This window comes from Lacipirellulaceae bacterium, from assembly GCA_040218535.1.
Classification (GTDB): domain Bacteria; phylum Planctomycetota; class Planctomycetia; order Pirellulales; family Lacipirellulaceae; genus Adhaeretor.
Window position 1 is genome coordinate 2081384 of sequence record JAVJRG010000005.1, and the last position, 26568, is coordinate 2107951.

The following is a 26568-nucleotide window of genomic DNA, read 5'->3' on the forward strand; positions in this document are numbered from 1 at the left end:
GCTGCGATATCCCACAGAGGATCATCGCCGAGGGTCGGATTCTAGCGGATATACGGCTCAGAGACGACCGGCAAGCTTCCCTGGCCCCGGCGGCGAGAAGAACTCGCCGCTCTGAGCCCTCAAGAGTGACCTAGGTTATTCGTGGACAGAATTCTCTAGCGTAAGCCCCCAGCCAAGAGGCCCTGGATCGCATTCCGCCCGAGAGGCGGCGTAGACGATCCGCCATTCAATCCGTAACCTTGGAACCTCACGCGGTGCTATGCCCCGAGGGAGGTGCCGCAGTCAGAGGAAGTGCAGTCGTGGCAACGGACATTAGCAGCATGAGTAGAACTGGTGAGCGTCGGGGCGGCGTTGTCGTTTGGGCGATTTTCGGACTCCTGACGGCCTACTGCGCCCTGCTCGTTGCTGAACTGCCGCAGAGCTGGACGGCAGAAGTCGTTGGGGCTCACGCGGAACATTCCGACGTTGACATTCATCCCGAGCCACATGACGCGGGGCATCATAAGGCAGAGGCTCCTCCTTATTGGACGGTAATTCCCTTCGTCATCCTGCTCGGCTGCATCGCCGTGTTGCCACTGCTTCACAAAACGGAGCACTGGTGGGAAGAGAATATCAACCGCTTCAAAGTTGCCGCGGGGCTCGGAATAGTCACGCTCTGCTACTATGCGTTCCTGCATCACACCCCCGTCGAAGGACACTGGCCATCGCACCATGTGGTTGAAGCGAGCGATTCAGTCGTGCAGGTCGGTTTCGTCAAAGCCGTACTGGCTAACGCGATTCTGCAGGAATACATCCCCTTCATCGTTTTGTTGTTTAGCCTCTACACGATTGCTGGTGGAGTGCGGATCGAAGGCGACCTGCAAGCGAATCCGCTGACCAATGCGTCGTTCATGGCGGCTGGTGGTCTTCTGGCGAGCTTCATCGGCACGACCGGTGCAGCGATGCTCTTAATTCGCCCACTATTGGAAACCAACAAAGAACGAAATCATGTTGCCCACACCGTCGTGTTCTTCATCTTTGTCGTCTGTAACTGCGGCGGCTGCTTGCTGCCCATTGGCGACCCCCCGCTGTTCTTGGGCTACTTAGCCGGCGTGAACTTTTTGTGGACGTTGACGCTTTGGAAACCATTCCTGTTGGTCAATGGTCTGCTGCTTCTAACGTATTGCTTGGTCGATCAGCTCTACTACTATCGCAAAGAAACGATTGGCGATATTCAACGCGACGTTACGCAAACTCGCCGTCTGCGCATCAGCGGTTTGAAGCTCAACGGTCCGCTCCTCCTGGGCGTTGTCCTGGCGGTTGCTCTGTTGGATCCCAGCAAGGCGATTCCAGGCACTCACTGGCATTCCTGGATGTACCTGCGAGAGATGGTACAACTTGGCCTCGTGGGGATTTCGCTCTACTTCGGATCGAAGCAGATCCGCCAGCTCAATCAATTCAATTACGATGCAATCGTCGAAGTCGCCGCGCTGTTCATCGGCATTTTTATCTGCATGCAACCGGCCCTGCAGATCCTAGCCGTGATGGGTAGCGAGTTGGTCGAGAAGTGGAATATGGGACCTCAAGAGTTTTTCTGGGCGACGGGCGGCCTGTCCGCTTTCCTCGATAATGCACCGACTTACTTGGTGTTCTTCCAGACCGCCAAGGAGCCAGGCCTTGTTGGACCAACCGGCGGGGTTCCTGAGCCGATCTTGATCGCCATTTCCATGGGGGCAGTCTTCATGGGCGCGATGACTTACATCGGCAATGGCCCGAACTTCATGGTAAAGGCCATCGCCGAAAAGTCCGGCGTGAAGATGCCAAGCTTCTTCGGCTACATGGTCTACAGTTGCCTGATCCTGCTGCCGATTCTTGGCTTCACGGTCTGGCAATTTATCGTCTAGCCCGAAATGAGGGTCAGGAGTCGATAGTCGCTAGCATTAGCCCTTGCTAGCGCCGTAGAATGTTGGGCGAACACGTTTTACCACTAACGCCTTTCATCCTGTTTGCTCTCGTTTTGCCCGATCAGATTCTTACCCAACAAGCCGAGGTAGATGCCCTCTGCCGACGCATCGCCCCGTCGCCAGTGATTGGCATCGATACGGAGTTTGTCTCTGAGCATACGTTCTATCCCGAACTGTGCCTGATTCAGGTTGCGACGGCTGATGAAATGGCCGTGATCGACCCGCAAGAAGTCGATGTGTTGCCGTTTTGGAAGATGCTTGTTGAAGGTGAGCATACGACCGTGCTGCACGCTGGGCGTGAGGAGTTCAATTTCATTCTGCGGGCAGTCGGCAAGCTGCCGACGGATGTGTTTGACGTGCAGATTGCGGCCGGCCTGTGCAGCAACGAGTATCCAGCCGCCTACGGTTCGGTCGTCCACAAGTTTCTCAACCACAAGCCGCGAAAGGGAGAGCAGCGGACCGATTGGCGGAAACGTCCCCTGACCGACGCACAGATCGATTATGCACTCGAGGACGTCCGGTATCTGCTCGACTTACGTACCACACTCGTCGAGTTGCTCGAAGAGCGACAGCGGATCTCTTGGTTCGAACAGGAAATGGCGCGTTGGTCGCAAACCGTTGTTGAAGCCCAAGACCGTCGCGATTGGCGTCGCACGTCGGGCATCGGACGGCTCAACCCTACGGGACTGGCGATCGTCCGCGAACTCTGGCACTGGAGGTACGAGGAAGCGAAGCAGCTCAACCAGCCGCAAAAGCGCATTCTACGCGACGACCTAATGGTGGAGATCGCCAATCGCAAGACCGACAACCCCGAACGCATCCTTGGCATCCGTGGGCTGCAACGGGGATTGCTCAAGCGAAAGGTCGACGAGTTGGCTGACTGTGTCCGGCGTGGAATCGCGAATCCTGAAAAACGGAATCGTAGCGGACGACGGCGCGAATTGCCTACGCAACTGAACCTGCTTGGTCAGTTTCTCACTCCCGCCATGACAACCATCTGCCGTCAAGCGGAAGTAGCCGCCAGCATGGTCGGGACAGCAACCGACTTTCGCGAATTCATCGCCCATCGCATGGGCTTCAGCGAGACAGAAGAGCTCCCCAAGCTAGCACAAGGTTGGCGAGGTGAGCTCGTTGGCAACCTGATTGACGACTTACTCAATGGCAAGAAGTCGATCCGGATCGCCAATCTCGATGATGAGGATCCGCTTGTGTTCGATGACTACCAGGCGTGACCCGCCATTACTTGGTTGATTCACTGCTTGAATAAGCGGTGGAGGCGTCTTCCCAGCGGTTTTCATCCTTGAAGAAACGCGTGGTTTCTTCCGCAGCCAGTTTGATGTCCAGATCCGTGCAGCCCACTTCGGCGCGGAAGATGTGTGTTCCCGCTTGAGATGCCTGGGCTCGAATCTTGAGCTTCACTTCACCGCCAGCGGCTAGGCTTTCGATCACTTTGAAAGAGACACGCCCGTCGCGTATAGAGTGCTGTCCTCCCTCGACGGTAACAGGTTCGATGCCCGAAGAGAACAAGGCGGTGACGTTCACGTTCTGAGCAGCCGTGTTGCCGCGATTGACGACACGAATCTCGTACTCGGCCGGCTCGCCGACAGGTAGAGGACCACGGGGATCAGAAACGTGCAGTTTCAAATCCGCCAGAGCCACCACATTAGTGACGATGGTTTCGACATCACGAAGCTCGGCCTTTGCCGTTTCAGCGGTAACGATTAGTTGATTCACGCCACCGGTTGTCAGCTTGCAACGCATCTGCAGGAAACGCTCCTGACCTGGTGCCAAAGCTGGCGCTTTCCAAGTGACTTCCTTACCGTCAACCGTCTGGCGTCCACCTTCACTCGCGGAAACGAATTCGGAGCCCTTTGGCAGACCCAACGAAACGGTGAATGGTTCCGTCGCAGCAGTGCCAGGATTCCGCACACGGAAGTAGTAGGTCGCAACCGTGCCTGAGTACTTCTTCTCAGGTCCACGCCAGTCGATCTCAAGCTCCGGCTTACGGCACATGACGCTCTTGGTGGTCTCCGCCTTGAGATTGCCAGCCGCGACCGCAGCTGCCTGAACCGTCAATTCGCCCGCCTCGCGAGCGGTGAGTTCAAGCTCCAGCTCCTTCGACTCTCCGGGAGCAAGAACCCCGATCTTGTGGTCGATCACTTCGTTCTCAGCAGCCCCGGGAGGAGTGAGTTGAATGGCGACTTCCTCAGCGGTGCCGGTACCTGGATTACTGATGGTGAGTTGGTAGCGTTGTGATCGCCCAAAGAGAACATCGCTCGGACCAGCGAGCATCAGTGCCAACTTTGGTTCCTGAACTTCGACCATGGCTTGTGCGCCAATCGGAGCATGGGTCCATTGCACGCCAAGCTGGAGAGGACGGCCCGCTCGCGGAATCAGACGAAGCTCTAGTTGCTGCTCTGAACGGCCTGGTAGGTCGTGAAGCCTCCACTCAATGCTGCGTGATTCGTCGGCGAGGCTGCTACCGGCTGCTCGCTGAACAATTCCGCTCGAAGCACTGGTATCAATCACGTCCGCCCAAGCAGGGATCTGGACTGTCGCCGTGAGTTTGTTCGCAGCCGTTTCACCAGAATTCTTCAAGACAACTCGATAGGTGGCTTCACGCCCGACAACGATTCGCCGTGGACCCTCGACATGTGACTGAATCACTGGTTGTTGGTAGCTCAGCAAGACGTTCTCTTGCCGCATCGAATTCGCAGCGAGTTCGTTCGGAGACGCGGTCGAAACATTTGGAGCAAGCTCTTCTTGAGCCTCTGCCTCGGCGAACGCCTGCTCTGCTTCCGACGTGACCGAGGTTTCCGTCGGTTCGACTGTTGGCGTGATCGGTTGCTCGAAACTGGGTGCCAGTTCCGCTTCGAGACTTCCCGCCAGAGCGGATGGCTCGGGCTTCACTGGTGCTTCGACCTCTGCCTCTAGAGTTGGATCCGACTCTGCTAAACCTTCAGTTGATTCTTCCGTCGTCGACTCTGCTGGCAGGGTGCCTAAGCTGGCATGAAAGTCTTGTCCAACATTTGGAAGTTCAGATTCTGACTCTTCAGTAGCAGCGAAGGCGTCCAAGTCGTCAGAACTGTCACTCGTTGGCGTCTCGATTAATGCGCCGTGTAGATCGAATGGGTTTCTCTTCTTCGTGCCATGACGATCTGTGGTGTTTTGTGCAGTTGTCTTTGTTGCAATCAGGGACGGCTTGGCCTCTTCCGTTTTGAGTTCGGGAACCGATTCCTCCTCAACTAGACCCTGCAGGTAGCTGGGGAGTTCTTCACGTCCCGATGCTGCCGGTGGCGTGTCACTAGCTGGGGCGAAGAGATCAGAGAGCGCTTCATCCAGCTCGTCTTGGCGACTGCCAAACACGGGCGAGCGACGTGTTGCGCGAGCGACAGGCTCGGCGGCAGGCTTGGTGATGGGAGTTGAAGCCTTACGTGCCGATGGTTTGGCAGCTTGGTAGGAGTTTCGATTTCGATCGACTTGCGAAGCGTATTGCTCACGCGGAGACTTTGCTGCCGAAGCACTTTGGTTCGAAGTCTTACCGGAACCTGAGCCATTCAGCTCTGCCGGATCGTACGGCATGGGTGGCTTCGAATCCTCTGGTTGCGTGTTACGGCTACCGCCAAATAGGCTGCTGGGCGAGAACCTCGACCGAGTTGAGCTTGAAGTCTCTTGCTCGTCACTGGAATCGCGACGAAAGGAATTGCGAAACGAATTCAGCCGAGATGCCAGCGTGGCGCGTCTTGGCTCCGGCTTTCTCGTGTTCTGAGCGAAGCAAGGCGAGGAAAAGCAGATTCCGAGGAGGGCGAATCCAACAACAAATTGACGCAACATAGCAGCGCATCCCTGCGTAACAGACAGTAGATAGAGAGGGGTTCTGTCTGTTCATCGACACGGCGGCTTGCACCAATTGAACCGATTTTCACAAATTTTCCGGTTCCGTAAAATAGGCAAGAAGCCTTTGTGCTAGCAAGGCTTTCGCTAGCTTGGTACGACCGAGGTTGCACCCTCAACGCAGCCGGTAACCTCGAAGCCAAGATCACGAATCATGTCGTAATCCTCTTGGGGCACTTGTCCCTTCGTGGTGAGGTAGTCGCCTACAAAGATTGAGTTCGCAGCATAAAGCCCCATCGCTTGCAAGCTACGGAGATGAATCTCCCGACCTCCTGCGATGCGAATCTCACGGCTTGGATTCACAAAGCGAAACATCGCTAGCACTTTCAGGCAGTAGCTTGGCGTTAGCTCCTCCTGACCTGCCAGCGGAGTGCCTTCGATGGGGTTCAGAAAGTTTACCGGAATGGATTCGACGCCCAGGTCTCGCAGCTCGATCGCCATCGAAACGACATCTGCTGGCTGCTCTCCCATTCCAACGATTCCACCGGAGCAGAGTTCCATCCCCGCACCGCGAACCGCCTTAAGCGTGTCAACGCGGTCTTGGAAAGTGTGCGTGGAACAAATCTCGCTATAGAACTCTTCGCCCGTGTTCAGGTTGTGATTTACCCGATTGACCCCGCAGGCGGCAAGGCGTTGTGCTTGCTCGGGCGTTAACAAACCCAGGCAAGCGCAAATGTCGAGTCCGTATTGGCTTTTCACCTCGGGGACGATTTGCTCGACCGCTTCGATCTCCCGCTCCGAGGGTCCCCGTGCTGAAATCACAATGCAGTAGGTCTTGGCTCCCCGCTCCGCGGCAGCTTTTGCTCCGTCGAGCAACTGCTGGCGGTTGAGAAGATTGTACTTGGGGATCTCCGCATCGGAAATCTTCGACTGCGAACAGTAGCCGCAATCCTCCGGGCAAAGGCCGCTCTTGGCATTCATTAGAAAGTAGAGCTGCACGCTACGATCAAAGTAGTGGCGACGAATCTCAAAGGCACCCGCAAGTAACGCGGGAACTTGCTCATCCGGTGCTGCGAGGATCGACAGCGCCTCTTCACGACTCAGCTCGTGCCCTGCGAGCACTCGGCTGGCTAGTTGAGACCAATCAGTTTGACTCGACACAGTTGCAATTGTCATTGGGTTATTTACTCAGGAATTCGCCAGGAAGTAGCCAAAGTTGATTTCAGCGTAGATTATTGTACTAACCAATAGCCGTCGAGCTACGCCTCGACCGGTAAACCTAGCTATTCTCGCTTGGCAACCACCTCTGAAACGGCAAGAATAAACCGTTTCGGGAGCTGAATCCTCAAAACGTACCGCAATGTCTCACCACTTCGTCCGCTATGGCTTGCTAAGCAACATAGGCCGTTTTTCGACGGTCGATGCTTTGCGGTATCCGCGAAACTCGCGTGTGATTCTCCGGACTGACCGTGGGCTAGAAATCGGGGAAGTTCTTAGCCAAACAGAACAAGACGAATTACCCGAAGCGATAGACGGCCAGATTCTACGACCTATGGGAGTCGAGGACGAGCTCCTAGAGGCTCGCCTTCAGAAGCATCGCGAGGAAGCTTTCCAGGCCTGCTCCGACTTACTTGCGGAAAACGAGGTCGATGCCGTACTGATGGACGTCGAGCATCTTTTCGACGGGCAAGGCTTATTCTTTTACTTTCTCGGCAATCCGCCTCCAGAAGCAACCGACATCACTGACCAGCTCGCTGCCACCTACGAAACGAGCGTGGAGTTCAAACGCTTTGCGGATACGCTTGAAGAGGGTTGCGGACCCGGTTGCGGTACTGAGGAGGCGATGGGACAGGGAGGCTGCGCGGACTGCACTTCCTGTGCAGTGGCCTCGGCATGTAAGAAATAAGCTGAGTGGAACACACTGGCGGTTTATGGTGCTTTTACTCACCTAGCGAGCCAAGTGAAGCGAGGAATTCGCTCATCTCGCCGGCAGCGTGCGAATCTCCTTGCGTGCGAGCGGCTTCGATCCCGTCGCGTAAGATTTCGCGAGCGTCGTTGGCTCTGCCAAGTCTAGCGAGCTGCTGGCCCATCATGAAGAACGCCGGGACGTAGGGCGGTTCTTCCCGAGTCAGCTCGACGAGATTGGAAAGACTTTCGTCATGGTTGCCTTCCTTATCAAGTTCCATTGCCAAGCTGTAGCGCAAAAAAATGTCGCCCGGCTCTTCGGCTAACATCGCTTCAATTTTTTCGCGTCGCGACATACTGTGTAGCTCCCAGGTGGCTCAACTGAAGATATCTAAAAAACGCCCGTGATTTTCAATAGTTGACCGCCCGACAGCTTCTCGCCCACTTTTCCAAAAGCAGTGACGTAGAGGGTTGTCTTTGACGTAAACACAAGCGAAGTGGGCCGGACAGCTTTGGCGATCAAGACGGGATGGCAGACCTGATTGCCGTCGATCAATTTTTCGTCGAGTCGATATATACCCCCACCTTCGTCATCATCCCAAGCAAGGTCCGCAGCGTAAAGCTGTCCACTGGGGCTATAAGACAACGCAGCAACGTCTTTCAAGCTCGCAGGTAAGTCGAGGGCGAGGCGTCCACTGTGCGGGCTTAAAAAGGCGACGCGCGAGTCTCGCCGCTCACCGCCAAGCTTCCCACATGAACCGACGAGGAGATAGCCAAGATCACTCTGTTCAAGATTCAGAGTGGCCGCGAGCAGATGATCGCAATCGTACAGCTGACGAGTGGCCGCGTGCGGCTGGAGGTCAAAGGCCTTGTTTTTGGAGATCGAAGCCTTCAGCAACCAACTACGCTCGGGATCGCCCAGCGAACTGGCAAACAGCGCCACGTCCGGCTTCACCACCAGCGAAAAATGCCCTCCCTCGCCCGTCGCGGTTCGCGCGCCAGGCCCAATGGGACCAAGCTCGTAGTCGATATCCGAGTAGTCGATTGTTGCGTTAAATGGCAATTCCGTCGGCAGGTCGTAGATTCGCAGGCTATCCTTTCCCACTCCTAAACCACCGCTACCGACGACAAGTTTCGTACGCTTCAAGAACGCCAGCCCGAGCGGTCCGACCTGCAGGCTCTCATCCAACGCCCAGCCGCCCGTGGGAAAGCCTTCGACGACGGTCTGGATCGATTGCGGATCGCTGGTATTCAAACGCACTACCCGCGCGGCACCACTCTCGGAGAAGAAAACCTCTTCGGTCTTCGTACCACCTGGACGGACCGCCAATCCGCAGGGATTGTTGAGGCCGGTGGCGATTGTCTCGACCTTAAAACGCCTCGACTCGTCGCCCAGTTCAACCGCCAAGCATTGGTCAGCAGCGAAAGAAACGAGCACGACAAGCAGAGAGATTCTGCCCCAGAAAGTCATCAGCAGAAGCGTCGAGTGACTCGCAACGCTTCTCGATTCTCGCACGTGTGACTGCATCTACAGTGCCGCTTCGTAGGCTTCGATTCTCTCAACATGCTCGAGGGTAAGCGCGATGTCATCGAGCCCGTTCATGAGGCAATGCCGACGGAACGGCTCGACTTCGAACTTCGCTTCAAAGCCATGTCCATCGGTAACCGTTTGGCTCTCCAAGTCGGCGGTTAGTTCATAGCCTTCGTGCTGGGCCGCTCGTTGGAAGAGCTCCTCCACTTGCTCTTCGCTCAGTGGAATCGGGAGCATGCCGTTCTTAAAGCAATTGTTGTAAAAGATGTCTGCGAAACTCGGAGCGACGATCACTCGGAAACCGTAATCCCCCAAAGCCCACGGAGCGTGTTCGCGACTCGAGCCGGAGCCAAAGTTCCGCCGTGCAAGCAACACGCTTGCCCCTTGAGCTTCCGCCTTGTTGAGTTCGAAGTCCGCATTAGGCGATCCGTCGTCGTTGCGAGCCCAGTCCCAGAAAAGGAATTCTCCGAAACCGGTCCGCTCAATGCGTTTAAGGAATTGTTTCGGGATGATCTGATCGGTATCGACGTTCGCACGATCGAGTGCAACGACTTTGCCGGTGTGTGTTGTGAAAGGATTCATTTCGATTGCTTACCTGTTTCTGAAGACAGACTTGCTACGAGCAAGCTAAGAGACTCAGTTCCAGTCGCGGACGTCAACAAAATGGCCTGAAACCGCGGCAGCGGCAGCCATTTCGGGGGAGACCAGATGGGTGCGGCCCCCCTTCCCTTGGCGACCTTCGAAGTTGCGATTGCTTGTCGACGCACACCGTTCGCCAGGGGCGAGCTTATCCGGGTTCATCGCGAGGCACATGCTGCAGCCTGCCTCTCGCCAATCGAATCCGGCTTCCTTAAAGATTTGGTCGAGCCCCTCCTCCTCCGCTTGCTTCTTCACCTGCCCGCTGCCGGGCACGACCATCGCGTTGACATTGCTGGCTACTTTGTGACCCTTGGCGATGGCCGCGGCAGCACGAAGGTCCTCGATGCGGGCGTTCGTGCATGAACCGATGAACACGCGGTCGAGCTTCACGTCGGTGAGCGACTCACCGCCAGCAAGTCCCATGTACTCGAGGGCCTGCTCAGTGGTCTTCTGCTCGGTCGCGTCTGTGAAATCAGCAGGCGTGGGGACTTTCGCATCGACGGCCGTGACTTGTCCCGGGTTAGTTCCCCAAGTGACCTGCGGAGCAATGTATGCTGCATCGTAGACGAGCGAGTTGTCGTAGGAGGCCCCCTCATCACTGGGTAGTTCACTCCACTTTGCAACCGCCGCTTCAAAATCTGCGGGAACGAACTCCCGACCGCGAAGATAATCGTAGGTCACCTGATCGGGGGCAATCATCCCCGCACGGGCGCCGGCTTCAATGGACATGTTGCAAACCGTCATGCGGTTTTCCATCGTCAAAGCCCGAATCGCTTCGCCGGTGTATTCAATGCAGTATCCGGTTCCGCCACTGGTTGTGATCTGTCCGATCAGATAGAGCACGATATCTTTGGCGGTCACGCCGCGACCGACCTGACCATCAACACGGAGTTCAAGTGTCTTTGGTTTGTATTGCAGGAGCGTCTGGGTGGCGAGGACGTGTTCGACTTCGCTCGTTCCAATTCCAAAGGCCAGTGCCCCAAAAGCTCCGTGTGTCGAGGTATGGCTATCGCCACAGACGATTGTCATCCCGGGTTGGGTGTAGCCCATTTCTGGGCCAATCACATGGACGATTCCCTGACGCACATCGTTCAAATCGTAGTACTGGACGCCAAACTCCGCACAATTATCTCGCAGGGTATCGATCTGCTGCTTGGAGATCGGATCGGCAATCGGCAGACTGCGATCACTGGTCGGAACATTGTGGTCGGCGGTGGCAACGGTACGCTCAGGTCGACGCACCTGCCGACCGGCGAGCCTCAGACCCTCAAAAGCTTGCGGGCTGGTGACCTCGTGCACGAGATGCAAGTCGATGTAGAGAATCGTCTGACGGCCCTCTTCGGCGTGGACAACGTGGTTGTCCCAGATCTTCTCAAACAACGTACGGGGGCGTGGGGTAGCGGACATATCTCTAGGCCTCAAATCAACTGTCATTGCGAGCTAACGACTACTGCCTGTGCCGTAGTGTTGTAGCGAGCCCTGCATTCTACGAAGAACTCAAGGCTCGCGAAAGCCGCTCTCTACGGCGAGCTAATCACTAGAAGAGAGCCGCGTCGCAAGGTGAGGTTCGCCGGATGATCAGACCGCTGCCAATTCTTGCACCTGCTTGGCGAGTGCTTTCCGCTTCGGACAGCCATAATCTCGCCACCAATCGGCTGCATCTGCAACGGTCCAGGTGGGCTCGCTCGGCACATCTTCCAGGGCGGCAAGTAGAGACTGCACATCCTGAAAACGGTCCTCGGGCTGTTTTTCTAAACAGCGGAGGATGACTTCTTCCAGCTCGATAGGAAGCTCGGGGCGGACTTCACGCGGAGGGACGGGGTTTTCCGACGCATGGGCAACCATGACCCGCAACGGTTGCTCGTACTCAAAAAGTGGCTTGCCAGTCGCCATGTAGTACATCACGGCACCTAAGGAGTAGATGTCGCTCCGCTCATCAACGTTAGGGCTGCCGGTGGACTGCTCAGGAGACATAAACAGCGGTGAGCCGGTAATCGCCCCCGCGGCAGTCAGCCCTGAATCATTCAAATCACTGGTGGGTTTGGCCAGACCAAAGTCAAGCAGCTTAGCCACGTCGAAACGGCCACCTCGATACGCACAGTAAATGTTCGCCGGTTTGATATCACGATGCACCAGACCTTGCTCGTGGGCCTCACCGAGTGCTTCGGCCACTTGATTCATCAAGTAAACGATTCGTGACGGTGGAAGTGCACCATGGATCTCGATGAGTTCTCCCAGGTTATGCCCGGGAAGAAACTCCATCACATAGTAAAAGGTGCCATCTTCTGTGCGACCGTAATCATAAATGTCGATCGAATTCCAATGCGAGAGCTTGGCCGTTGCACGCACCTCGCGCTCAAACCTCGCCAAGACCTGCGGATCGCCCGCCTTCTCAGGACGAATGACTTTGATTGCACAGGGGCGCTTCATCATTTCGTGCTCAGCCAAATAGACCTCGCCCATGCCGCCAGAACCGAGCATTTGCTTGAGACGGTATTGGCCCAACTGCTTGGCGACGAACGCTTCACGTCGTAAAGTGCCGATGGTATGCACCCCCACGACGGCAACCAGAGACGTCAGCACCGCCATGATGGCATGCTCGGTAAAGACGCCCCGGAAAGCTTGCATGCGGGCGAGCTCCATGAACTCGGGCGATTGAGCGGCAACGATACCAAGCACAACGAGTGGTGCTACCGCAAGCGAGCCAACGACGGCTGCTGCCCGCTGCCAAGTGTTGGGGATAAACAGGGCATAGCAGAAGATCAGAAACTCCCACGGCCCGAAAATGCTCGGCACATGGGTGTGTCCAGCAAGAGCCGTTGCACTAAGCTGCAGACGCTCGTAGCTCAGAATAAAGAAGAACACGGCTGAGCTCGCCAGAATCAGTAGCTCAGCGATTCTCAACGATTTCAAGCAGAGATCGCATTTCGCACAAAGCTTCCAGGCACATAAGCCCGTTACGACCGTCGCACTGATGTGAGCATATAACGTCGTGAGTGAACCTGTCTCGCCAAAGCCGCCTTTGGGAACCATCAACACACGCCACAGCAGAAAAGTGGCAAACCCGCCACATAAGACCACCGCCAGGATACGCAGCCGACGTCGCAAGAGCGAACGCGTTTCGCCCGACATCTGCGGACCCGTTTCAGCAACAAGCGCTACGCGCCGGCGAGCCGATTGAAGCAGGCTATCGTCTTGTTGACCGGCAGACTGATCTAACAGCGCCTGATTGGGCTGCTTGATGATGGTTTCGTCATTACTGCCAGGTTGCTCAGGCATGAGGGACTCAGATCTTGAAGAACTACTATTCGCTTCTAATCCAAAATTGCCGACGTACTTACTCTTGCCATCAGCGATTTACTACCTCACCACCATCCTTGGTTAGCATGGCCTTGAACATGCCAAGATCAATATCCGAAGAGATAAATTGAACGCTACCGTCTGCGAACGCTGACAGAAATCCCATTGGGTGAACGGCTCCATCAAGACCTCCCAAAACGTTTTGCGGATTCATTTTCCAATCGGCGGGCTTCGTCCATTCAACCGCTGCGGTACTGTCGACTTGCAATACTGCAATGGTATTCGACAATCCATCGGTGATTCTACGAAGTCTCATCCCCTCAGCACTTCCATCGAAGATAGAATCTTCAGCGACGGGCAACAGGTAATGAGTCTTCCCTTCTTTCGGGTCTAGCGGAGCACTTGGCTCTGAAAAAACCGCTGGCATCTGCTCGATAAGCCGCTTGTTGTTTTCGCTATCCCACGGCTCGTCGAGATTGAAGCGGTCGTAGAGAGCTTGCTCCTCCAGGAATGGCAGAATCATGACTCGCCAACTGAGTAAAGCTTTCCCTTCATCATTGTAAATCGCATTTGGGGGGAAGTGCCCATGAGTAGCTTCGTAATTAAGTAGTGCGAGCATGATCTGCTTCAGATTATTCATGGACTGGTTTCGCCGAGCCGCCTCACGTGCTGCCTGTACCGCTGGCAACAGCAGGGCGACAAGAATGCCGGTCGTCGCAACGTAGGTTAACTGAGCGTTAGCTCCCGCTTTGGACGGGTCGACCTCGAAGAGGATGATCCGTGCCCCCTCCTGAGCGAACTGGATGCTTTCGTCCATCTTCTTCAGCATCCGTTGTTGATACCTTCCTCCCGCTTGCTCAACCGGGTCGTCCGAAGCGAGTGCCCGGACGATCTCGCCCTGTGCTTTTTGGCGGATCATTTCCTTTTTTGATTCCACCATCGCAAGCAGTTCTTCAGCGGCATCCTCGTCGTTGGCGGTGATGATAAAATTGGTGAGACTCTGGTTCGAAAAGTTCACACGCAATTCGATCTGGCTGATCAAGTCGGGTAGCTTTCTTAGATCTTCCAACTCCGGCGGTAGGTCGGCTTGTGCCATGCCCATGTTGATCAAGGGGCGAAGCGTCGCTGTGTTAATCATGACGAACAGGTCATCGCCCTTTGTGGCAGCAGCCACCTTAGCAGCTAAGGGTCCAACACCGTTCAGTCGAACCGGCTTCGTCAATTCTTGCATGGAATAGTCAGGCGTGAGCAAGAATGACTTCGCGTCAGGCTGAATAATACTGGGGGCCATGAACTCCTGACTCTTCCAATACTCCTTACCATTGACTTCACCCATCACGGTGTGGCGGGTTAATTCTTCCGATTGCAGATTTGCCGCTTCGGTGAAGCGGACCAAAGCAGTGTAGTTCGGAGGTCCGTTCGTTGGCGGTGATACCGAAATGACAATTTGGTCGGACTTCAGCGGGTCGAGGCCCGTCTCCTTGACCATCGCCGCCTGGATGACTTCGGTCGGCGCCATCTCCATCACTTGCGAGTTCAGAACCTGTCCCGGGCGTGCAACGATAACTACCGCGGCGTCGGATAGGACGTAGGATAGATCGAATTCCGAAGCAGGTGCTAAAGGCTTCTTGGCTAAGAGTGTGGTGTCTGAATTGGTACGAGACTTCACCGCGTCCTGAGCAATCACTGATGCGGCTGGACCGCCGATCATGACGGCCATCAGCAGAAGACAGATAACCTGGTGAAGAAAACGACCCGGGCGAGGCAACAGAGGATAAGAAGCACGCATGGTGGAACTCCTGCAGAGTTGAGAAGGGACGCCACAGCATGCGGCATTCCGCTTCTTCCAGCGTACCCCTGCTACCCTGACGGCGTCAATCTGCCGAGCTTCCTGCGAACGCCTAATTCGTCGATTTCGCGTTAGGCCTATTTCGCATTGGGATTGGGCGTAGGCATCTTCGCTTCGACAGATTGCTGCCAATTCTCAAGTTGCATGGCTAAGCGTTCCGCAACATCCGGATGTTGATCAGCGAGATTGTGTTTCTCGCCCAGGTCGTTCGCCAAATCGAAGAGTTCCCGTCTGCCATCTTCGAACCAGTGAATCAGCTTCCAATGACCCTCGCGAATTGCTGCCCCCGGCGCACCGCCTTGATTGCCGTAGTGGGGGTAGTGCCAAAAGGATGCTTCGCGTTCAAACTCATCACCTGTCAAAACAGGGCTGAAGTCAGAACCATCGATCTCACTGAGGTCCTCCGCTCCGGAGCCTGTCAGCGTCAGCAGTGCCGGGAAGTAGTCCGTACTTGTGACAACCGCTTGCGAGGTTTCTCCAGCGACTTCTGAACCGGGGACGCGGACGATCAACGGCACGCGAATTCCCCCTTCGTATAGCCAGCCTTTCCCAGCTCGCAGCGGCCGATTACTCGTGGGAGAACCTTCAGCCGTACTCAGCCCGCCATTGTCCGAAGTAAAAATGACGATGGTATTGTCTTCGAGGCCTTGGTCGTGCAAGCCCTGCAGGACTCTTCCGACAGCCAAGTCCATCGCCTCGACCATCCCCGCGTAGACGGCGTGGTCTTGGACTTCGCGATTCTGCCGCTCGCCTTCTGGGATAAAACGCTCCGTCGCAAGTTCGAGTTGAGTTCGTTTCTCCTCGTACTTCGCTTTCAAATCATCCCGAGCAATCAGCGGGGTGTGCACTGAGTAGAACGAAAGCATCGCAAAGAAAGGTTTCCCCTTGCAGTCTTTCATGAAATCAACCGTCTCTCGAGCGAGCCGATCGGGCAGATGCTCACCCGGAGGACCGTCTTCCAGACGTGGATTTCCGTAAGGAACAAAATACTTGCCCGGGCCGTAAGGGCCGCCCCGTTCCCAACCACCTTTATTGATTTGATACCCGTGATCTTCCGGCCAACTTCCTTTGGGCCCCAAGTGCCACTTGCCCGCGAAAAAGGTTTGGTAGCCGGCATTTTGAAAAAGTTCGGCAAGGGTTGTTTCACTCTCCGGCAGTCGCTCAACATAAGGTGCCGGCAAGAGGGGTTTATCTCGCGTCCAATGCTTGCTCATGCGGTTAGGTTGTGGTGCTCCGAACCAATCGGTTGTATCCATTCTCGCAGGATACATGCCCGTTTGGATCGCAGCACGCGTCGGCGAACAGACAGGGCACGCGGCGTAGGCGTCAGTGAATCGGACCCCTTCTGCGGCCAAGCCATCAAGGTGGGGCGTTTCGTAGAAGGTGCTGCCGTAGCAACTGAGGTCTGTCCAGCCGAGGTCATCGGCCACAATCAACAGGACATTCGGTCTCGACTCTTGGGCTATGCCTAGAGGTACTGCGAGGTAGAAAGCATTCGTGATGAGAAATGAAAGTAAGAATGTGCTTTGGACTGGTTGCATAGGCTTCACTGTCATCGTTGGTAAATCGGCAGGAGTTGGTAGCCTGTTGTGAGAGCTAGTATAGACATCGAAGTGGGATAGCAAGGACCAAAGTCGGCGGTTGTGTCGTGCTGCGAGAGCCAAGAACCGTCCCGCTGCTGCCCGCGAACAATCCCCATTGCGAGAGAAGGGTAATACTCCTTCCAGTAATGCCCTCCCATTTGAGCCATCGCCTGCGACGAATAATAGGCCGCGTAGGAAAAACGTTCCAAATCATCGTAACGTCGACTCGGGTGGGCGAGCAACCAATCGGCGGCGTCTTGGCAGAGCGGATCGTCCGCCGCACCGCCCAAAGCAAGCGTGAGCAAACCGCAGCCTGTCATGGGATGGTTCGCCATGTGTGTCCCCTCAGCGAAGTAAGAAAAGGCACCGCGCCTGCGGTTCCGATCTCCCAGTGGAACGTGGCATCGCCGCACGTAGGCGACCGCCTCTTCAGCGAATTCTTGCCTGACTTCGAAGCCAGCATTCAGAGCAGAGCGATAAAACATCAGATGCCAAGCCGTAACCGATAAGTCAGACTCGAAGTCAGCTCCCTCGGTACTGCGTCGAATGTATCGCCAGCCACCGACGTCCTGAGGACGTGGCTTTCTCTTGGTTTGTAACTGCCGTGTTCTAGCAATCGCACGCTCGATGGCTGACCGTAGTCGCTCGTCGCGACGCTCAGGGTTCATACCATAAGCTTCGCTGAGCATCACGCCAGCGATCGCGTGGTTATAGGTAGCTGTATGTGACGGTCGCCGTCGCACGTGAACTGCTTCGGGCCGTTTGTAGCTGAAGAGCCCATCTTCGAGCTGACAAGACAAGACGAACTCAACCGCTCGCTGCAGTTGCTTGCCATAAGGACCAGTACCTGGCTGATGTCCGCGCGACATGAATGCCAACAAAGCCAGCGCGGTGATTCCTGGCTGGCCCGCTGGCCGAGCAGAGTAGAACTCGCCCTGGTTGCCTTGCTTGGCAAGTAACCACTCAAGCCCGCGATCGACGGATGCGTCGAGCTGATTCCATTGGGCTTCAGTGAGGGCATTCGCGAGTGGTTCACGCGAAGGGCCTTGGGCACGAGCGAGCTGCAATGAACAACTTCCCAGAAATGGAAAAGTGAAAGCGAGAGCCAACCACTTTCTTGAGTTACCTCGCATTATCATCTCGCTTGCTTTGAGCTACGCCTTCTGACCCTCTTTTACCCAACTATCACGCAAGGTCGCCGTTCGATTGAATACGGGCTTGCCCGCTTTCGAATCAATCGGATCGGCATAGAAGTAACCGAGCCGCTCAAACTGAAATTGCTCTCCCGATTCCACTTTCCCAAGGGCAGGTTCGACTTTTGCCATCAATGTTTCTAGCGAATTCGGATTCAGGTTGTTGAGAAAAGTTCCGCCTTCAGGGGCCTTATCAGGGTTCTCGACACGGAACAAGTGATCATACAACCGCACCTCTGCTTCGACCGCTTGCTCGGCATCCACCCAGTGAATCGTCCCTTTCACCTTCTTGTCATTGTGTTTAGCCGTTGTGTCAGGATTGAATGAGCAGTGCAACTCCGTGACTTCTCCGGCTTCGTTTTTGACGATTTCCTCAAGCACTGCGATACCTGCACCACGCAGCCGCACCGCGCCGTCTGGCTTCAAGCGGAAAAACTTTTTGGGGGCATCTTCCTGGAAGTCGTCTTGTTCGATGTAGATCACGCGTCCTAATTTGACTTTTCTGGTACCGAGTTCTTGCTGCTGCGGATGGTTCGGCAGTTCGCACGTCTTCGCCACTTCGCCCTCAGCCACGTTGGTCAGCACAACTTTCAAGGGTCGCAGCACGCCCATTCTGCGCTGTGCATTCTCGTTAAGGTCCTCGCGGATCGCATCCTCTAGCCAGACCATATCGATCGTACTATTCACTTTCGTCACACCAACGCGTTCGCAGAACGACCGGATGGCTTGCGCGGTGTAACCGCGACGCCGCAGCCCTCGGAGCGTCGGCATGCGCGGATCGTCCCAACCGGCAACGTGCTTTTCCGTGACAAGTTGCAGGAGCTTCCGCTTACTCATCACGGTGTAAGTCAGGTTGAGACGCGCGAACTCGATCTGTCGCGGATGATGGATTTCCAGAGTCTCGCAAAACCAATCGTAGAGTGGACGATGGTTCTCGAACTCTAAGGTGCAGATGGAATGTGTAATCCCTTCAAGCGAATCGCTTTGCCCGTGCGTGAAGTCGTACGAAGGATAAATGGACCACTCATCTCCCGTCCGCTGGTGATGAGCATGTTTGATACGATACATGACTGGATCGCGGAGATTGATATTGGGCGAGGACATATCGATCTTCGCTCGCAGGGTCCGCTCGCCATCGGCGAACTCGCCGGCCTTCATCTTGGCGAACAGTTCGAGATTTTCTTCTACCGTACGATCGCGAAAAGGGCTTGGCTTGCCAGGCTCAGTGAGCGTCCCGCGATACTCACGCATTTGTTCCGCGTTAAGGTCGCAAACGTAGGCTTTCCCTGCTTCGATAAGCTGGACCGCCCAGTCATGGAGTTGCCCGAAGTAGTCGGACGCATAGAACAGCCGGTCTTCCCAATCCCCGCCCAGCCAACGCACGTCGTCGATGATCGCGTCGACGTATTCCTGCTCTTCCTTGGCAGGGTTGGTATCGTCGAATCGCAGATTGAACTTTCCGTCGTACTGACCGGCGATTCCGAAGTTCAGACAGATGCTCTTCGCGTGACCAATATGGAGGTAGCCATTGGGCTCGGGAGGAAACCGAGTATGCACCTGACCATCGTTCTTACCTTTCTCCAGATCAGCATCTATGATCTGTTCGATAAAGTTACGGGACTGCTTCTCAGGCTCTTTCTCTGACTCTGCTGCTTCCATGATGGCTCTGCTGGAGTTCCGAATCTGGTAGTTTGGGTGAGTTCAAGGCATTGTAGCTTTGACTACTGGTTCAGGCATCCCCATAAGCGATTGTCACCGCTACCGATTCAGCCACCAGAACGAAGCATTCAACAGCGTCGCGAAGCTCACCCAGAGCCAGTAGGGAACTAGCAACCAGGCCGCCAACTTCGCGTTCCGTTGGCTAAGCCGGCGAGCGGCGAGGATCGTTGCCCCGATCGCGAGCCAGAGGAATGTGATCTCGATCAACGCCAAGCCGGGGCGGTGAGCGCCGAAGAAAATCGCTGACCAAGCGACGTTGAGCACCATTTGCACAGCCCACAACTTCATCCCCAGTGACTTCGGACCCGCACGCCAGATTAACCAGCCGGCTACAGCGATCATCACATAGAGCGGTGTCCACACGACGGGAAAAACCCAGCCCGGCGGGTTGATGGCCGGTTTGTTGAGCGAGGCGAACCACTGGCCGGGTGGGTACAACTGCCCAACGCCAATCGCAGCCGCTGAGATTGCGAGAAATACGGCTAGTGCTGGCCAGTGTGTGCTTTTCTCTGTCGTCTCTTCTGTCATAAGTTGTCATCTTCTCGTTTCAACAAGTTGTCCAATCGCCTGCCTGAAATCGCCAGCCCTATTCCAATGATCAAGCTTCCGATTCCCGCAAGGGCCATGTCCTTCTGGGGATCCCAGAAGTCTCCTTGCTGTCCATTGTATCTCTCAGCAAATTCCGGTGCGGCAACGATCGCCAGCAACCACTCGAAAATCTCGTAAGCCGCACTCACCGCTAATACTGCCGTGAAAGCCAAGCTGATGGCGTGCAACCGTTTGAGACGCCAAAGCTTCACGCAAGCTTCGGCCAGCGGGTAAGTAAACAGGATTCCAAACGCCAAGTGAACGAACCGATCGTAGTGGTTGCGTTTCCATCCGAACGCTTCCGACGTGTCGGTTCCCAGAATCGCGTTGATCCAGTTGTCATAAGGCACATACGAATAGATCCACCGTGCGCCAACGATATGAAGCAAGAGAAAGGCAGTGATGCAAGCCATGGAAAGATTACTCAGCCACCTACGTTGAGAATTGGCGAGCAAGAATGCTATGCCGAAGACGGTAGGCACGTGTTGCAACCATTGTTGCCTTGGGTAGATCGGAGACATGAGACTTAGTGCCAGCGATGCGGCACAGAAAACGGCCAGTAACAATTGGTACTGCGAGCGAGAATTCGTTTCCGACGTGGTAGTCAATTTTGCTCTCTCCCCAATAGCGAGTCTCGCGGCGAAGAAGAACCTACTTCTGGCAGCGAAACCACTAGATTTCAAGCGTTTCACTCGTGCTCGCTCTACATCATTTCGAACCCTCGTGCGGCATGCGTCGTACACCATGATGCATCTGGGCATCATCAGGTTGCCCTCTGGCAACGCTACGCCACGCGACGTGGAAGGTCGTCAACGCGTTGCCTTCTCAGGTTCCGGTCGTGACGTGCGCGGCGGCAAAGTTTTCCAAGCTTGCCACGCTTCAACGATCCGCAATCCTCATGTTTCTGAACTAAGTTTCAGATGTTGCCCAAGCTATTGCAAGGCTTGCGGAAGTTTGTGCAACCAAGCCGCTGAATTACACAAACTTCGTAGTTCTCCCCACTACGGCAGATTAGCGGCAAGCTTTTCTGATTGTTCTTGTTTACATTGAATTGCCAGTTGGGCAAACAGCGTCGTCGCGAGGGAACGCCGTCTGTCACCCAGCTTAGGCAGAGAGAGGGGAACGGGCGGATGCCCAAGAGCAAAACGGACACGAATCGGCTGAATAGCCAAATCGAGTCGCTTGAAGAGCGGCTGGCGATGACGGCTAACCCGCTGACGGGTTTCTTGGGTGGTGGCATTGAGCACCATTCGTTTGATGAGCCCCCAGTGCTCAACCAACATGTTGAGCAACAAATACAACAGCAGGTAGAGCGGACCGCCGACTTTTGGCGTGACCCAACCGAGCAAGTCGATCTCGACTCGTACTTCCAAGAGATCGATCAGCATCTCAACAGCGCCCACAATACCACCGGGCTGAACGACGTCCGCGAAGACTACGGCTTTCGTGGAAACGGACAGACGGTAGTTGTCATCGACAGCGGTATCGCCTACGACCACTATGCCCTTGGTGGTGGTTTCGGAAGCGATTACCGCGTGGTTGGTGGATACGACTTCACCGGCTGGGGCGATGACGATCCCTACGACAGCGGTCCTTCAGGTTCCCACGGCACCCATGTTGCAGGCATCATTGGCAGTACGGACAGCACGCACGAAGGCGTCGCCCCTGGTGCTGATCTTGTCGGTTTGCGGGTGTTCGACGACGATGGCAACGGCTACTTCCACTGGGTTGAAAGTGCCTTGCAGTGGGTCCACCAGAACAAAGATGCGTTCGAAAACCCAATTACCGCCGTGAATCTTTCGCTGGGGGTTTCGAACTGGAACTCCAGCGCGATCCCCGGTTGGGCAAACCTTGAGAACGAGTTCGCTCAGCTCGAAGCAGACGGCATCTTCATCGCGGTTTCGGCTGGTAATAGCTACCAGAGCTTTAACGCGCCCGGCCTCAGCTACCCAGCGGCTAGCCCCTACGTCATTCCCGTGATGTCGGTCGATGACAGCGGTAATCTCAGCTACTACAGCCAGCGACACGATCGGGCAATTGCTGCTCCAGGACGTTCGATTTATAGCACCGTTCCTGACTACAACGGTAACAACAACGGCGTCACTGACGACTTCCGCGCGAAGAGCGGCACGAGCATGGCCTCGCCTTACGTTGCCGGTGCCAGTATCTTGGTTCGCGAAGCGATGGAGTTCGTTGGCCAAACGGGAATCACGCAAGACACGATCTTCGATCACATGATCGCGACAGCGGATTCGTTCTTCGACTCCGCTTCGAATTCTTCCTACAGTCGTTTGAACATCCAGGCAGCCATCGATGCTTTGATGCCCACCGACGATTATGGCGACAGCGCCGGCGCTGCCCATAGCCTGGGAACCATCACCGATACGGCCTCGGTCAGCGGTGTGATCTCGAAAATCGCCGACGCGGATTACTTCAGCTTCACCGCGGGTTCGACCGGCACGGTCAGCTTTACCGCGACCAATATGACTCACGAGCTGGCCGCCCAGTGGACCGCGGTAGGAGGTACCGTTTCCGGTGCGAATGGCGAAACCATTACGCTTGATGTAGTCGCTGGCCAAACTTACACCGTCGGCCTGGGAACTTCCGACGGGCTCGGTTACTTCGACATCGACGTGACCGCGGAGTCCAGCTTCTCGTTTGTTGATTGGGGAGCGTTCCTCTCTGGAGCAGTGAACGATGTCGTCGTTGCTGGCGAAGGCTGGTATCGAGTTGAAGCTTCTCAGAATGGATACATGACGGTACAGGCTGCGTTCGACGCCGCCGGGGGAGACATCAATCTTGAGCTTTACAATGAGAACCTGGAACTGATCGACGCTGGGGCCACCCGCGTCGACGTTTTGGCAAGCTCAGGCGAAGCCTTCTACGTCCACGCCGTGGGAACCAACGCCGACGTTGATTTCCAGATGACCAATCTGGTGAATCTCTCCGGCGGAGTCGTTACCGTCACCGGCACTAGCGGCGATGATAACTTTAGCTTCACGGCGGGCAGTACTTACAACGTTTCCGTCAACGATGTCGCCTACGACTTCAGCCTAGGCGAAGTCAGCACCGTCAACTTCGATGGCGGAAGTGGCACGGACGTCTTCGTCGCCTACGGATCAACCGGTGACGAGACCGGCGAGCTTCGCGAGGATTCCGCTTCCCTAACCGGAGCGAACTACACGGTCACCGCTACCAGCGTCGAACAGAACACCCTTCATGGAGGAGGAGGATCAGACACGGTAGCTGTCTACGACACCGCAGGGGACGACATCTACCGCACGTACGTTGATCGTGTTGAAATGTCACTGAGCACCGGCAACGTTCTAGCAGCTCACGGATTCGCAGTGACCCACGGTTACGCGAGCACTGGGCAGGACGAAGCCTTTAGCTACGACTCCGCAGGCGACGACCTCTATCGCACCTACGCTGATCGCACCGTCATGAGTGGGTCGGGCTTCAGCAACGAGACTCACGACTTTGATAAAACGTATGCCTACGCTTCGACTGGGCACGATCAGGTCACCACCTACGACTCCGCGGGAGACGATCTTTATCGCACATGGCACGATCGCGTGATCATGAGCGGCGACGGTTACTACAACTACGCCGGCGGATTTGACCAAACAACCGCCCAAGCCTCAACCGGTTACGATCTCGTCTACTCCTATGATTCCGATGGAGACGACCTGTACCGTGCATGGGCGGATCGAGTTGTTCTATCAGGCGACGGGTTTTCCAACTACGCTGCTGGTTTCGATAGAAGTTACGTCTACGGATCAACTGGCAACGACGTCTCCTACTCGTATGATTCCGATGGCGACGATGTCCTGCGAACGTGGGCTGATCGTTCGGTCCTCTCAGGTGACGGATTCTACAACTACGTACAGAACTTCGATCGCACCTACACCTACGGCACCAATGGCGACGACCGGGCCTACCTCTACGACTCGGCGGGTGACGATCTTTATCGTGGCTGGGCGGACCGCGCAGTGATCTCAGGCGATCACTTCTACAACTACGTGCAAGACTTCGATCGCACGTATGCGTATGCATCAACCGGCAACGACATTGCTACGGTCTACGATTCTGCGGGAGACGATCTCTTCCGTGCTTGGAGCGACCGCACTGTCATGAGCGGCGACGGATTCTACAACTACGCCCAAGGCTTTGATCAATCCACAGGCAATGCCAGCACTGGCAACGACACGGCTACGTTCTACGATTCGATAGCCGACGATAGCCTGCTGGTCCGTGACTGGGGAACTCGGCTCTCTGGAACCGGATTCAGCAATACCGCTGCCGGATTCGATAACGTATCAGCACATGCCGTGAATGGTGGAGACAACGACTCGGACATTGAAGCCGTTGACTATATCTTCAGCAGTGTCGGCGCCTGGTAAGACTAGGCTGCAACCGCTGTCGGATTCGCGTACTCGCCAAGCACACATTCACTCGCATCTTCCGCAATCTGTTCTGCGGTGATGTAATAGGCTTCTTCAAGGGCAAAGCTTGAAGGGGCGGGGGCGTCGGCAAGCGTCGTGCGTCGCACTGGGGCTCGCAAGGAACTGAAAGCTTCGTCTGCGACCGTGGCAGCAACCTCCGCCGCGAAGCCGCACGTCTTCCACGCTTCATCGACGACCAAGAGCCGACCTGTCTTCTTCACGGAGGCGACTACGGTTTCACGATCCCACGGCTTCAGTGACCGCAGATCGATGACTTCTGCATCGATCCCCTTCACAGCCAATTGCTCAGCTGCTTCCACGCTCTTGGGAACCATGCTCGAAAGGGCGACGATCGTAAGGTCCGTGCCCTCACGACGAACTGCCGCCTTCCCAATCTCGACTTCGTAAAGCTCCTTAGGGACTTCTTCTTCCAAGTCGTATAGCGAGCGATCATCGATATACATGACGGGGCTGTCGTCTCGATTCGCAGCAACCAGCAAGCCTTTGGCGTCATAAGCCGTCGAAGGCATCACGACTTTCAAGCCCGGAATATGAGCAAACATCGCCTGCAAAGCTTGCGAGTGCTGAGCCCCCTGCTCGCCGCGACGGTTAATCACTGCGCGGATCACCAGCGGAGCTGAACCCTTCCCCTCAAACACGTAGGACCAGTTGGCCGCCTGATTCACAATCGGATCAACGGCCAGCAACATGAAATCCATCCGAGGATGGAATACAATGGGACGCATCCCCGCGATCGCCGCACCGATGGCCGCCCCCGTTGTGGCGTTCTCACTTACCGGAGAATCGATTACGCGTTCGCAACCGAACTCTTTATCCAAGTCCTTCATGCTCGCACCCGCGTACCAAGGACTCCAAAGCCCCTGGCCCAAGATAAACACCCGCGGATCGCTCGCCAGAAGTTGACGATGGGCTTCGCAAATGGCTCCGGCGTAATTGAGTTTTCGCATCTCGAATCCGTTCTAACTTGTTGTGTGCCACTGCTGACTTGTCCAGCAGTGCCACCCGAATAGTCAAAGTTTGCTAGGCAGCTTCCGAATAGACGTGTCGTAAAACTTCGGATCCCATCGGTTCAGGGGAGTTTCTCGCGTATTCCAACGCTGCCGCTACTTCTTCTTCAACCTCCTGCCTGAGGTCTGCTAGCGCTGGCTCGGTAACACCTTGCTCTACGAGTTCCTGTCGGCAACGGAGCAGCGGATCGCGTTTGATCCAATCCTTGAGTTCGTCCTTACGCTTCACACCGACGTCATAGTCCCACGCCGGTCCAACATGGCCTCGCCAGCGGAACGTGCGGCACTCAAGCAGCGTCGGCCCTGCGCCGGCACGAGCACGGGCCGTGGCTCGCTTGCTTGCTTCGAAGACAGCCGTCACATCGTTGCCATCGACACTCTCTCCAACAATGCCGTGAGCTTCGGCACTCTTGAGGATGTTGTCCTCACGGCGGCGCTGGTGAATTCCCATGTGACTGGAGTACAGATTATTCTCGCAAACGAAGAGTACTGGCAAGTTGTTAACGCCGGCCAGATTGAGTGACTCGTGAAAGTGCCCCTCTTCGGTGGCACCGTCACCGAAGAAGCTCACCGCCACACGGTCCTCACCACGCAACTTCGCCGCGAGCGCCGCCCCTACGGCAATGGGAATCGTCGCAGCAACGATTGGTACCGTGCCCATCACGCCAACGCTCGTATCAATCACATGCATCGAACCACCTCGGCCGCCGCAACAACCCGTGCTGCGGCAAAAGATTTCCGCCATAAGGGCCTGCATGTCGCCGCCCTTCGCCAGGTAATGACCATGCGAGCGATGTGCTCCGAAAATTTGGTCGTCGGTGGTCAGCGCTTCGCAAACCCCTACCGGCGGAGCTTCCTGACCAATGCAAAAGTGACAAGGTGTACGGATCTCGCCGGCTTCGACAACATCGGCTACGGCTTCTTCGAATAGTCGAATCCTGAGCATCGAGCGATAGAATCGCAGGAGATCCGTCTGCTCATTTACATTATTGAGTGTCTTCATCGCGGGCC

Annotated in this window: 19 protein-coding genes; 4 read left to right on the forward strand and 15 right to left on the reverse strand. The window is 55.8% G+C overall.

The window, feature by feature from the left end; translation table 11 throughout:
* Positions 1 to 320 precede the first annotated feature (320 nt).
* Together RIB44_08495 and RIB44_08500 are read left to right on the forward strand one after the other, a co-directional pair.
* Complete coding sequence (locus RIB44_08495; GenBank protein ID MEQ8616618.1) at positions 321 to 1883, forward strand: sodium:proton antiporter; 1563 nt, start codon at positions 321 to 323, stop codon at positions 1881 to 1883.
* 59 nt (positions 1884 to 1942) lie between these two features.
* Positions 1943 to 3175, forward strand: a complete 1233-nt coding sequence (locus RIB44_08500) for an HRDC domain-containing protein (protein ID MEQ8616619.1) — start codon at positions 1943 to 1945, stop codon at positions 3173 to 3175.
* Between the two features lie 7 nt (positions 3176 to 3182).
* Here the strand turns inward: RIB44_08500 and RIB44_08505 are convergent, their stop codons facing one another.
* Together RIB44_08505 and bioB are read right to left on the reverse strand one after the other, a co-directional pair.
* Positions 3183 to 5525: a hypothetical protein gene (locus RIB44_08505; protein ID MEQ8616620.1), complete on the reverse strand. Its 2343-nt coding sequence runs from the start codon at positions 5523 to 5525 to the stop codon at positions 3183 to 3185.
* A 399-nt stretch (positions 5526 to 5924) separates the two neighbouring features.
* Positions 5925 to 6953 carry a biotin synthase BioB gene (bioB, locus tag RIB44_08510; protein ID MEQ8616621.1) on the reverse strand — a complete coding sequence of 343 codons (1029 nt, stop codon included), beginning with the start codon at positions 6951 to 6953 and terminating at the stop codon, positions 5925 to 5927.
* 184 nt (positions 6954 to 7137) lie between these two features.
* Between bioB and RIB44_08515 the strand changes: the two genes are divergently transcribed.
* Positions 7138 to 7683, forward strand: coding sequence for a PSP1 C-terminal domain-containing protein (locus RIB44_08515; protein MEQ8616622.1), 546 nt, complete (start codon positions 7138 to 7140; stop codon positions 7681 to 7683).
* A 34-nt stretch (positions 7684 to 7717) separates the two neighbouring features.
* On the opposite strand, the gene RIB44_08520 is transcribed toward RIB44_08515, so the two are convergent.
* The 11 genes from RIB44_08520 to RIB44_08570 all read right to left on the reverse strand — a co-directional run bounded on the left by RIB44_08520 (position 7718) and on the right by RIB44_08570 (position 20692).
* On the reverse strand, positions 7718 to 8038 hold the full coding sequence (locus tag RIB44_08520) for a hypothetical protein (GenBank protein MEQ8616623.1): 321 nt from the start codon (positions 8036 to 8038) through the stop codon (positions 7718 to 7720).
* A gap of 35 nt (positions 8039 to 8073) precedes the next feature.
* A complete protein-coding gene (locus RIB44_08525; protein ID MEQ8616624.1) occupies positions 8074 to 9210 on the reverse strand; it encodes a hypothetical protein in 1137 nt (378 codons plus the stop codon).
* Positions 9211 to 9795 carry a 3-isopropylmalate dehydratase small subunit gene (gene leuD / locus RIB44_08530; protein MEQ8616625.1) on the reverse strand — a complete coding sequence of 195 codons (585 nt, stop codon included), beginning with the start codon at positions 9793 to 9795 and terminating at the stop codon, positions 9211 to 9213.
* A 54-nt stretch (positions 9796 to 9849) separates the two neighbouring features.
* Positions 9850 to 11259: a 3-isopropylmalate dehydratase large subunit gene (leuC, locus tag RIB44_08535; protein MEQ8616626.1), complete on the reverse strand. Its 1410-nt coding sequence runs from the start codon at positions 11257 to 11259 to the stop codon at positions 9850 to 9852.
* A 171-nt stretch (positions 11260 to 11430) separates the two neighbouring features.
* Positions 11431 to 13131: a serine/threonine-protein kinase gene (locus tag RIB44_08540; protein ID MEQ8616627.1), complete on the reverse strand. Its 1701-nt coding sequence runs from the start codon at positions 13129 to 13131 to the stop codon at positions 11431 to 11433.
* Between the two features lie 70 nt (positions 13132 to 13201).
* Positions 13202 to 14941, reverse strand: a complete 1740-nt coding sequence (locus RIB44_08545; protein MEQ8616628.1) for a DUF1559 domain-containing protein — start codon at positions 14939 to 14941, stop codon at positions 13202 to 13204.
* A 137-nt stretch (positions 14942 to 15078) separates the two neighbouring features.
* Positions 15079 to 16542: a sulfatase gene (locus RIB44_08550; GenBank protein ID MEQ8616629.1), complete on the reverse strand. Its 1464-nt coding sequence runs from the start codon at positions 16540 to 16542 to the stop codon at positions 15079 to 15081.
* A gap of 11 nt (positions 16543 to 16553) precedes the next feature.
* Positions 16554 to 17717: a terpene cyclase/mutase family protein gene (locus tag RIB44_08555; protein ID MEQ8616630.1), complete on the reverse strand. Its 1164-nt coding sequence runs from the start codon at positions 17715 to 17717 to the stop codon at positions 16554 to 16556.
* Between the two features lie 21 nt (positions 17718 to 17738).
* A complete protein-coding gene (locus RIB44_08560; GenBank protein MEQ8616631.1) occupies positions 17739 to 19436 on the reverse strand; it encodes a glutamine--tRNA ligase/YqeY domain fusion protein in 1698 nt (565 codons plus the stop codon).
* Between the two features lie 99 nt (positions 19437 to 19535).
* Positions 19536 to 20024, reverse strand: a complete 489-nt coding sequence (locus RIB44_08565; GenBank protein ID MEQ8616632.1) for a TspO/MBR family protein — start codon at positions 20022 to 20024, stop codon at positions 19536 to 19538.
* A complete protein-coding gene (locus RIB44_08570) occupies positions 20021 to 20692 on the reverse strand; it encodes a DUF2238 domain-containing protein (GenBank protein MEQ8616633.1) in 672 nt (223 codons plus the stop codon). Before RIB44_08570 ends, RIB44_08565 begins: the two co-directional genes overlap by 4 nt.
* Before the next feature lie 522 nt (positions 20693 to 21214).
* Between RIB44_08570 and RIB44_08575 the strand changes: the two genes are divergently transcribed.
* A complete protein-coding gene (locus RIB44_08575) occupies positions 21215 to 24487 on the forward strand; it encodes a S8 family serine peptidase (GenBank protein ID MEQ8616634.1) in 3273 nt (1090 codons plus the stop codon).
* A 2-nt stretch (positions 24488 to 24489) separates the two neighbouring features.
* Here the strand turns inward: RIB44_08575 and RIB44_08580 are convergent, their stop codons facing one another.
* Both RIB44_08580 and RIB44_08585 read right to left on the reverse strand, forming a co-directional pair.
* On the reverse strand, positions 24490 to 25497 hold the full coding sequence (locus RIB44_08580; protein ID MEQ8616635.1) for a transketolase C-terminal domain-containing protein: 1008 nt from the start codon (positions 25495 to 25497) through the stop codon (positions 24490 to 24492).
* A gap of 73 nt (positions 25498 to 25570) precedes the next feature.
* A complete protein-coding gene (locus tag RIB44_08585; GenBank protein ID MEQ8616636.1) occupies positions 25571 to 26560 on the reverse strand; it encodes a thiamine pyrophosphate-dependent dehydrogenase E1 component subunit alpha in 990 nt (329 codons plus the stop codon).
* Between the last annotated feature and the right edge of the window lie 8 nt (positions 26561 to 26568).

Bases quoted from the DNA above. Each gene is read 5' to 3' on its own strand.
- RIB44_08525 (MEQ8616624.1), bottom strand. From the start codon at position 9,210: ATGCAGTCACACGTGCGAGAATCGAGAAGCGTTGCGAGTCACTCGACG.
- bioB (MEQ8616621.1), bottom strand. From the start codon at position 6,953: ATGACAATTGCAACTGTGTCGAGTCAAACTGATTGGTCTCAACTAGCC.
- RIB44_08495 (MEQ8616618.1), top strand. From the start codon at position 321: ATGAGTAGAACTGGTGAGCGTCGGGGCGGCGTTGTCGTTTGGGCGATT.
- RIB44_08560 (MEQ8616631.1), bottom strand. From the start codon at position 19,436: ATGGAAGCAGCAGAGTCAGAGAAAGAGCCTGAGAAGCAGTCCCGTAAC.
- leuC (MEQ8616626.1), bottom strand. From the start codon at position 11,259: ATGTCCGCTACCCCACGCCCCCGTACGTTGTTTGAGAAGATCTGGGAC.
- RIB44_08555 (MEQ8616630.1), bottom strand. From the start codon at position 17,717: ATGCGAGGTAACTCAAGAAAGTGGTTGGCTCTCGCTTTCACTTTTCCA.
- RIB44_08540 (MEQ8616627.1), bottom strand. From the start codon at position 13,131: ATGCCTGAGCAACCTGGCAGTAATGACGAAACCATCATCAAGCAGCCC.
- RIB44_08575 (MEQ8616634.1), top strand. From the start codon at position 21,215: ATGCCCAAGAGCAAAACGGACACGAATCGGCTGAATAGCCAAATCGAG.
- RIB44_08520 (MEQ8616623.1), bottom strand. From the start codon at position 8,038: ATGTCGCGACGCGAAAAAATTGAAGCGATGTTAGCCGAAGAGCCGGGC.
- RIB44_08505 (MEQ8616620.1), bottom strand. From the start codon at position 5,525: ATGCCGTACGATCCGGCAGAGCTGAATGGCTCAGGTTCCGGTAAGACT.
- RIB44_08565 (MEQ8616632.1), bottom strand. From the start codon at position 20,024: ATGACAGAAGAGACGACAGAGAAAAGCACACACTGGCCAGCACTAGCC.
- RIB44_08500 (MEQ8616619.1), top strand. From the start codon at position 1,943: ATGTTGGGCGAACACGTTTTACCACTAACGCCTTTCATCCTGTTTGCT.
- RIB44_08580 (MEQ8616635.1), bottom strand. From the start codon at position 25,497: ATGCGAAAACTCAATTACGCCGGAGCCATTTGCGAAGCCCATCGTCAA.
- RIB44_08550 (MEQ8616629.1), bottom strand. From the start codon at position 16,542: ATGCAACCAGTCCAAAGCACATTCTTACTTTCATTTCTCATCACGAAT.
- RIB44_08585 (MEQ8616636.1), bottom strand. From the start codon at position 26,560: ATGAAGACACTCAATAATGTAAATGAGCAGACGGATCTCCTGCGATTC.
- RIB44_08545 (MEQ8616628.1), bottom strand. From the start codon at position 14,941: ATGCGTGCTTCTTATCCTCTGTTGCCTCGCCCGGGTCGTTTTCTTCAC.
- RIB44_08515 (MEQ8616622.1), top strand. From the start codon at position 7,138: ATGTCTCACCACTTCGTCCGCTATGGCTTGCTAAGCAACATAGGCCGT.
- leuD (MEQ8616625.1), bottom strand. From the start codon at position 9,795: ATGAATCCTTTCACAACACACACCGGCAAAGTCGTTGCACTCGATCGT.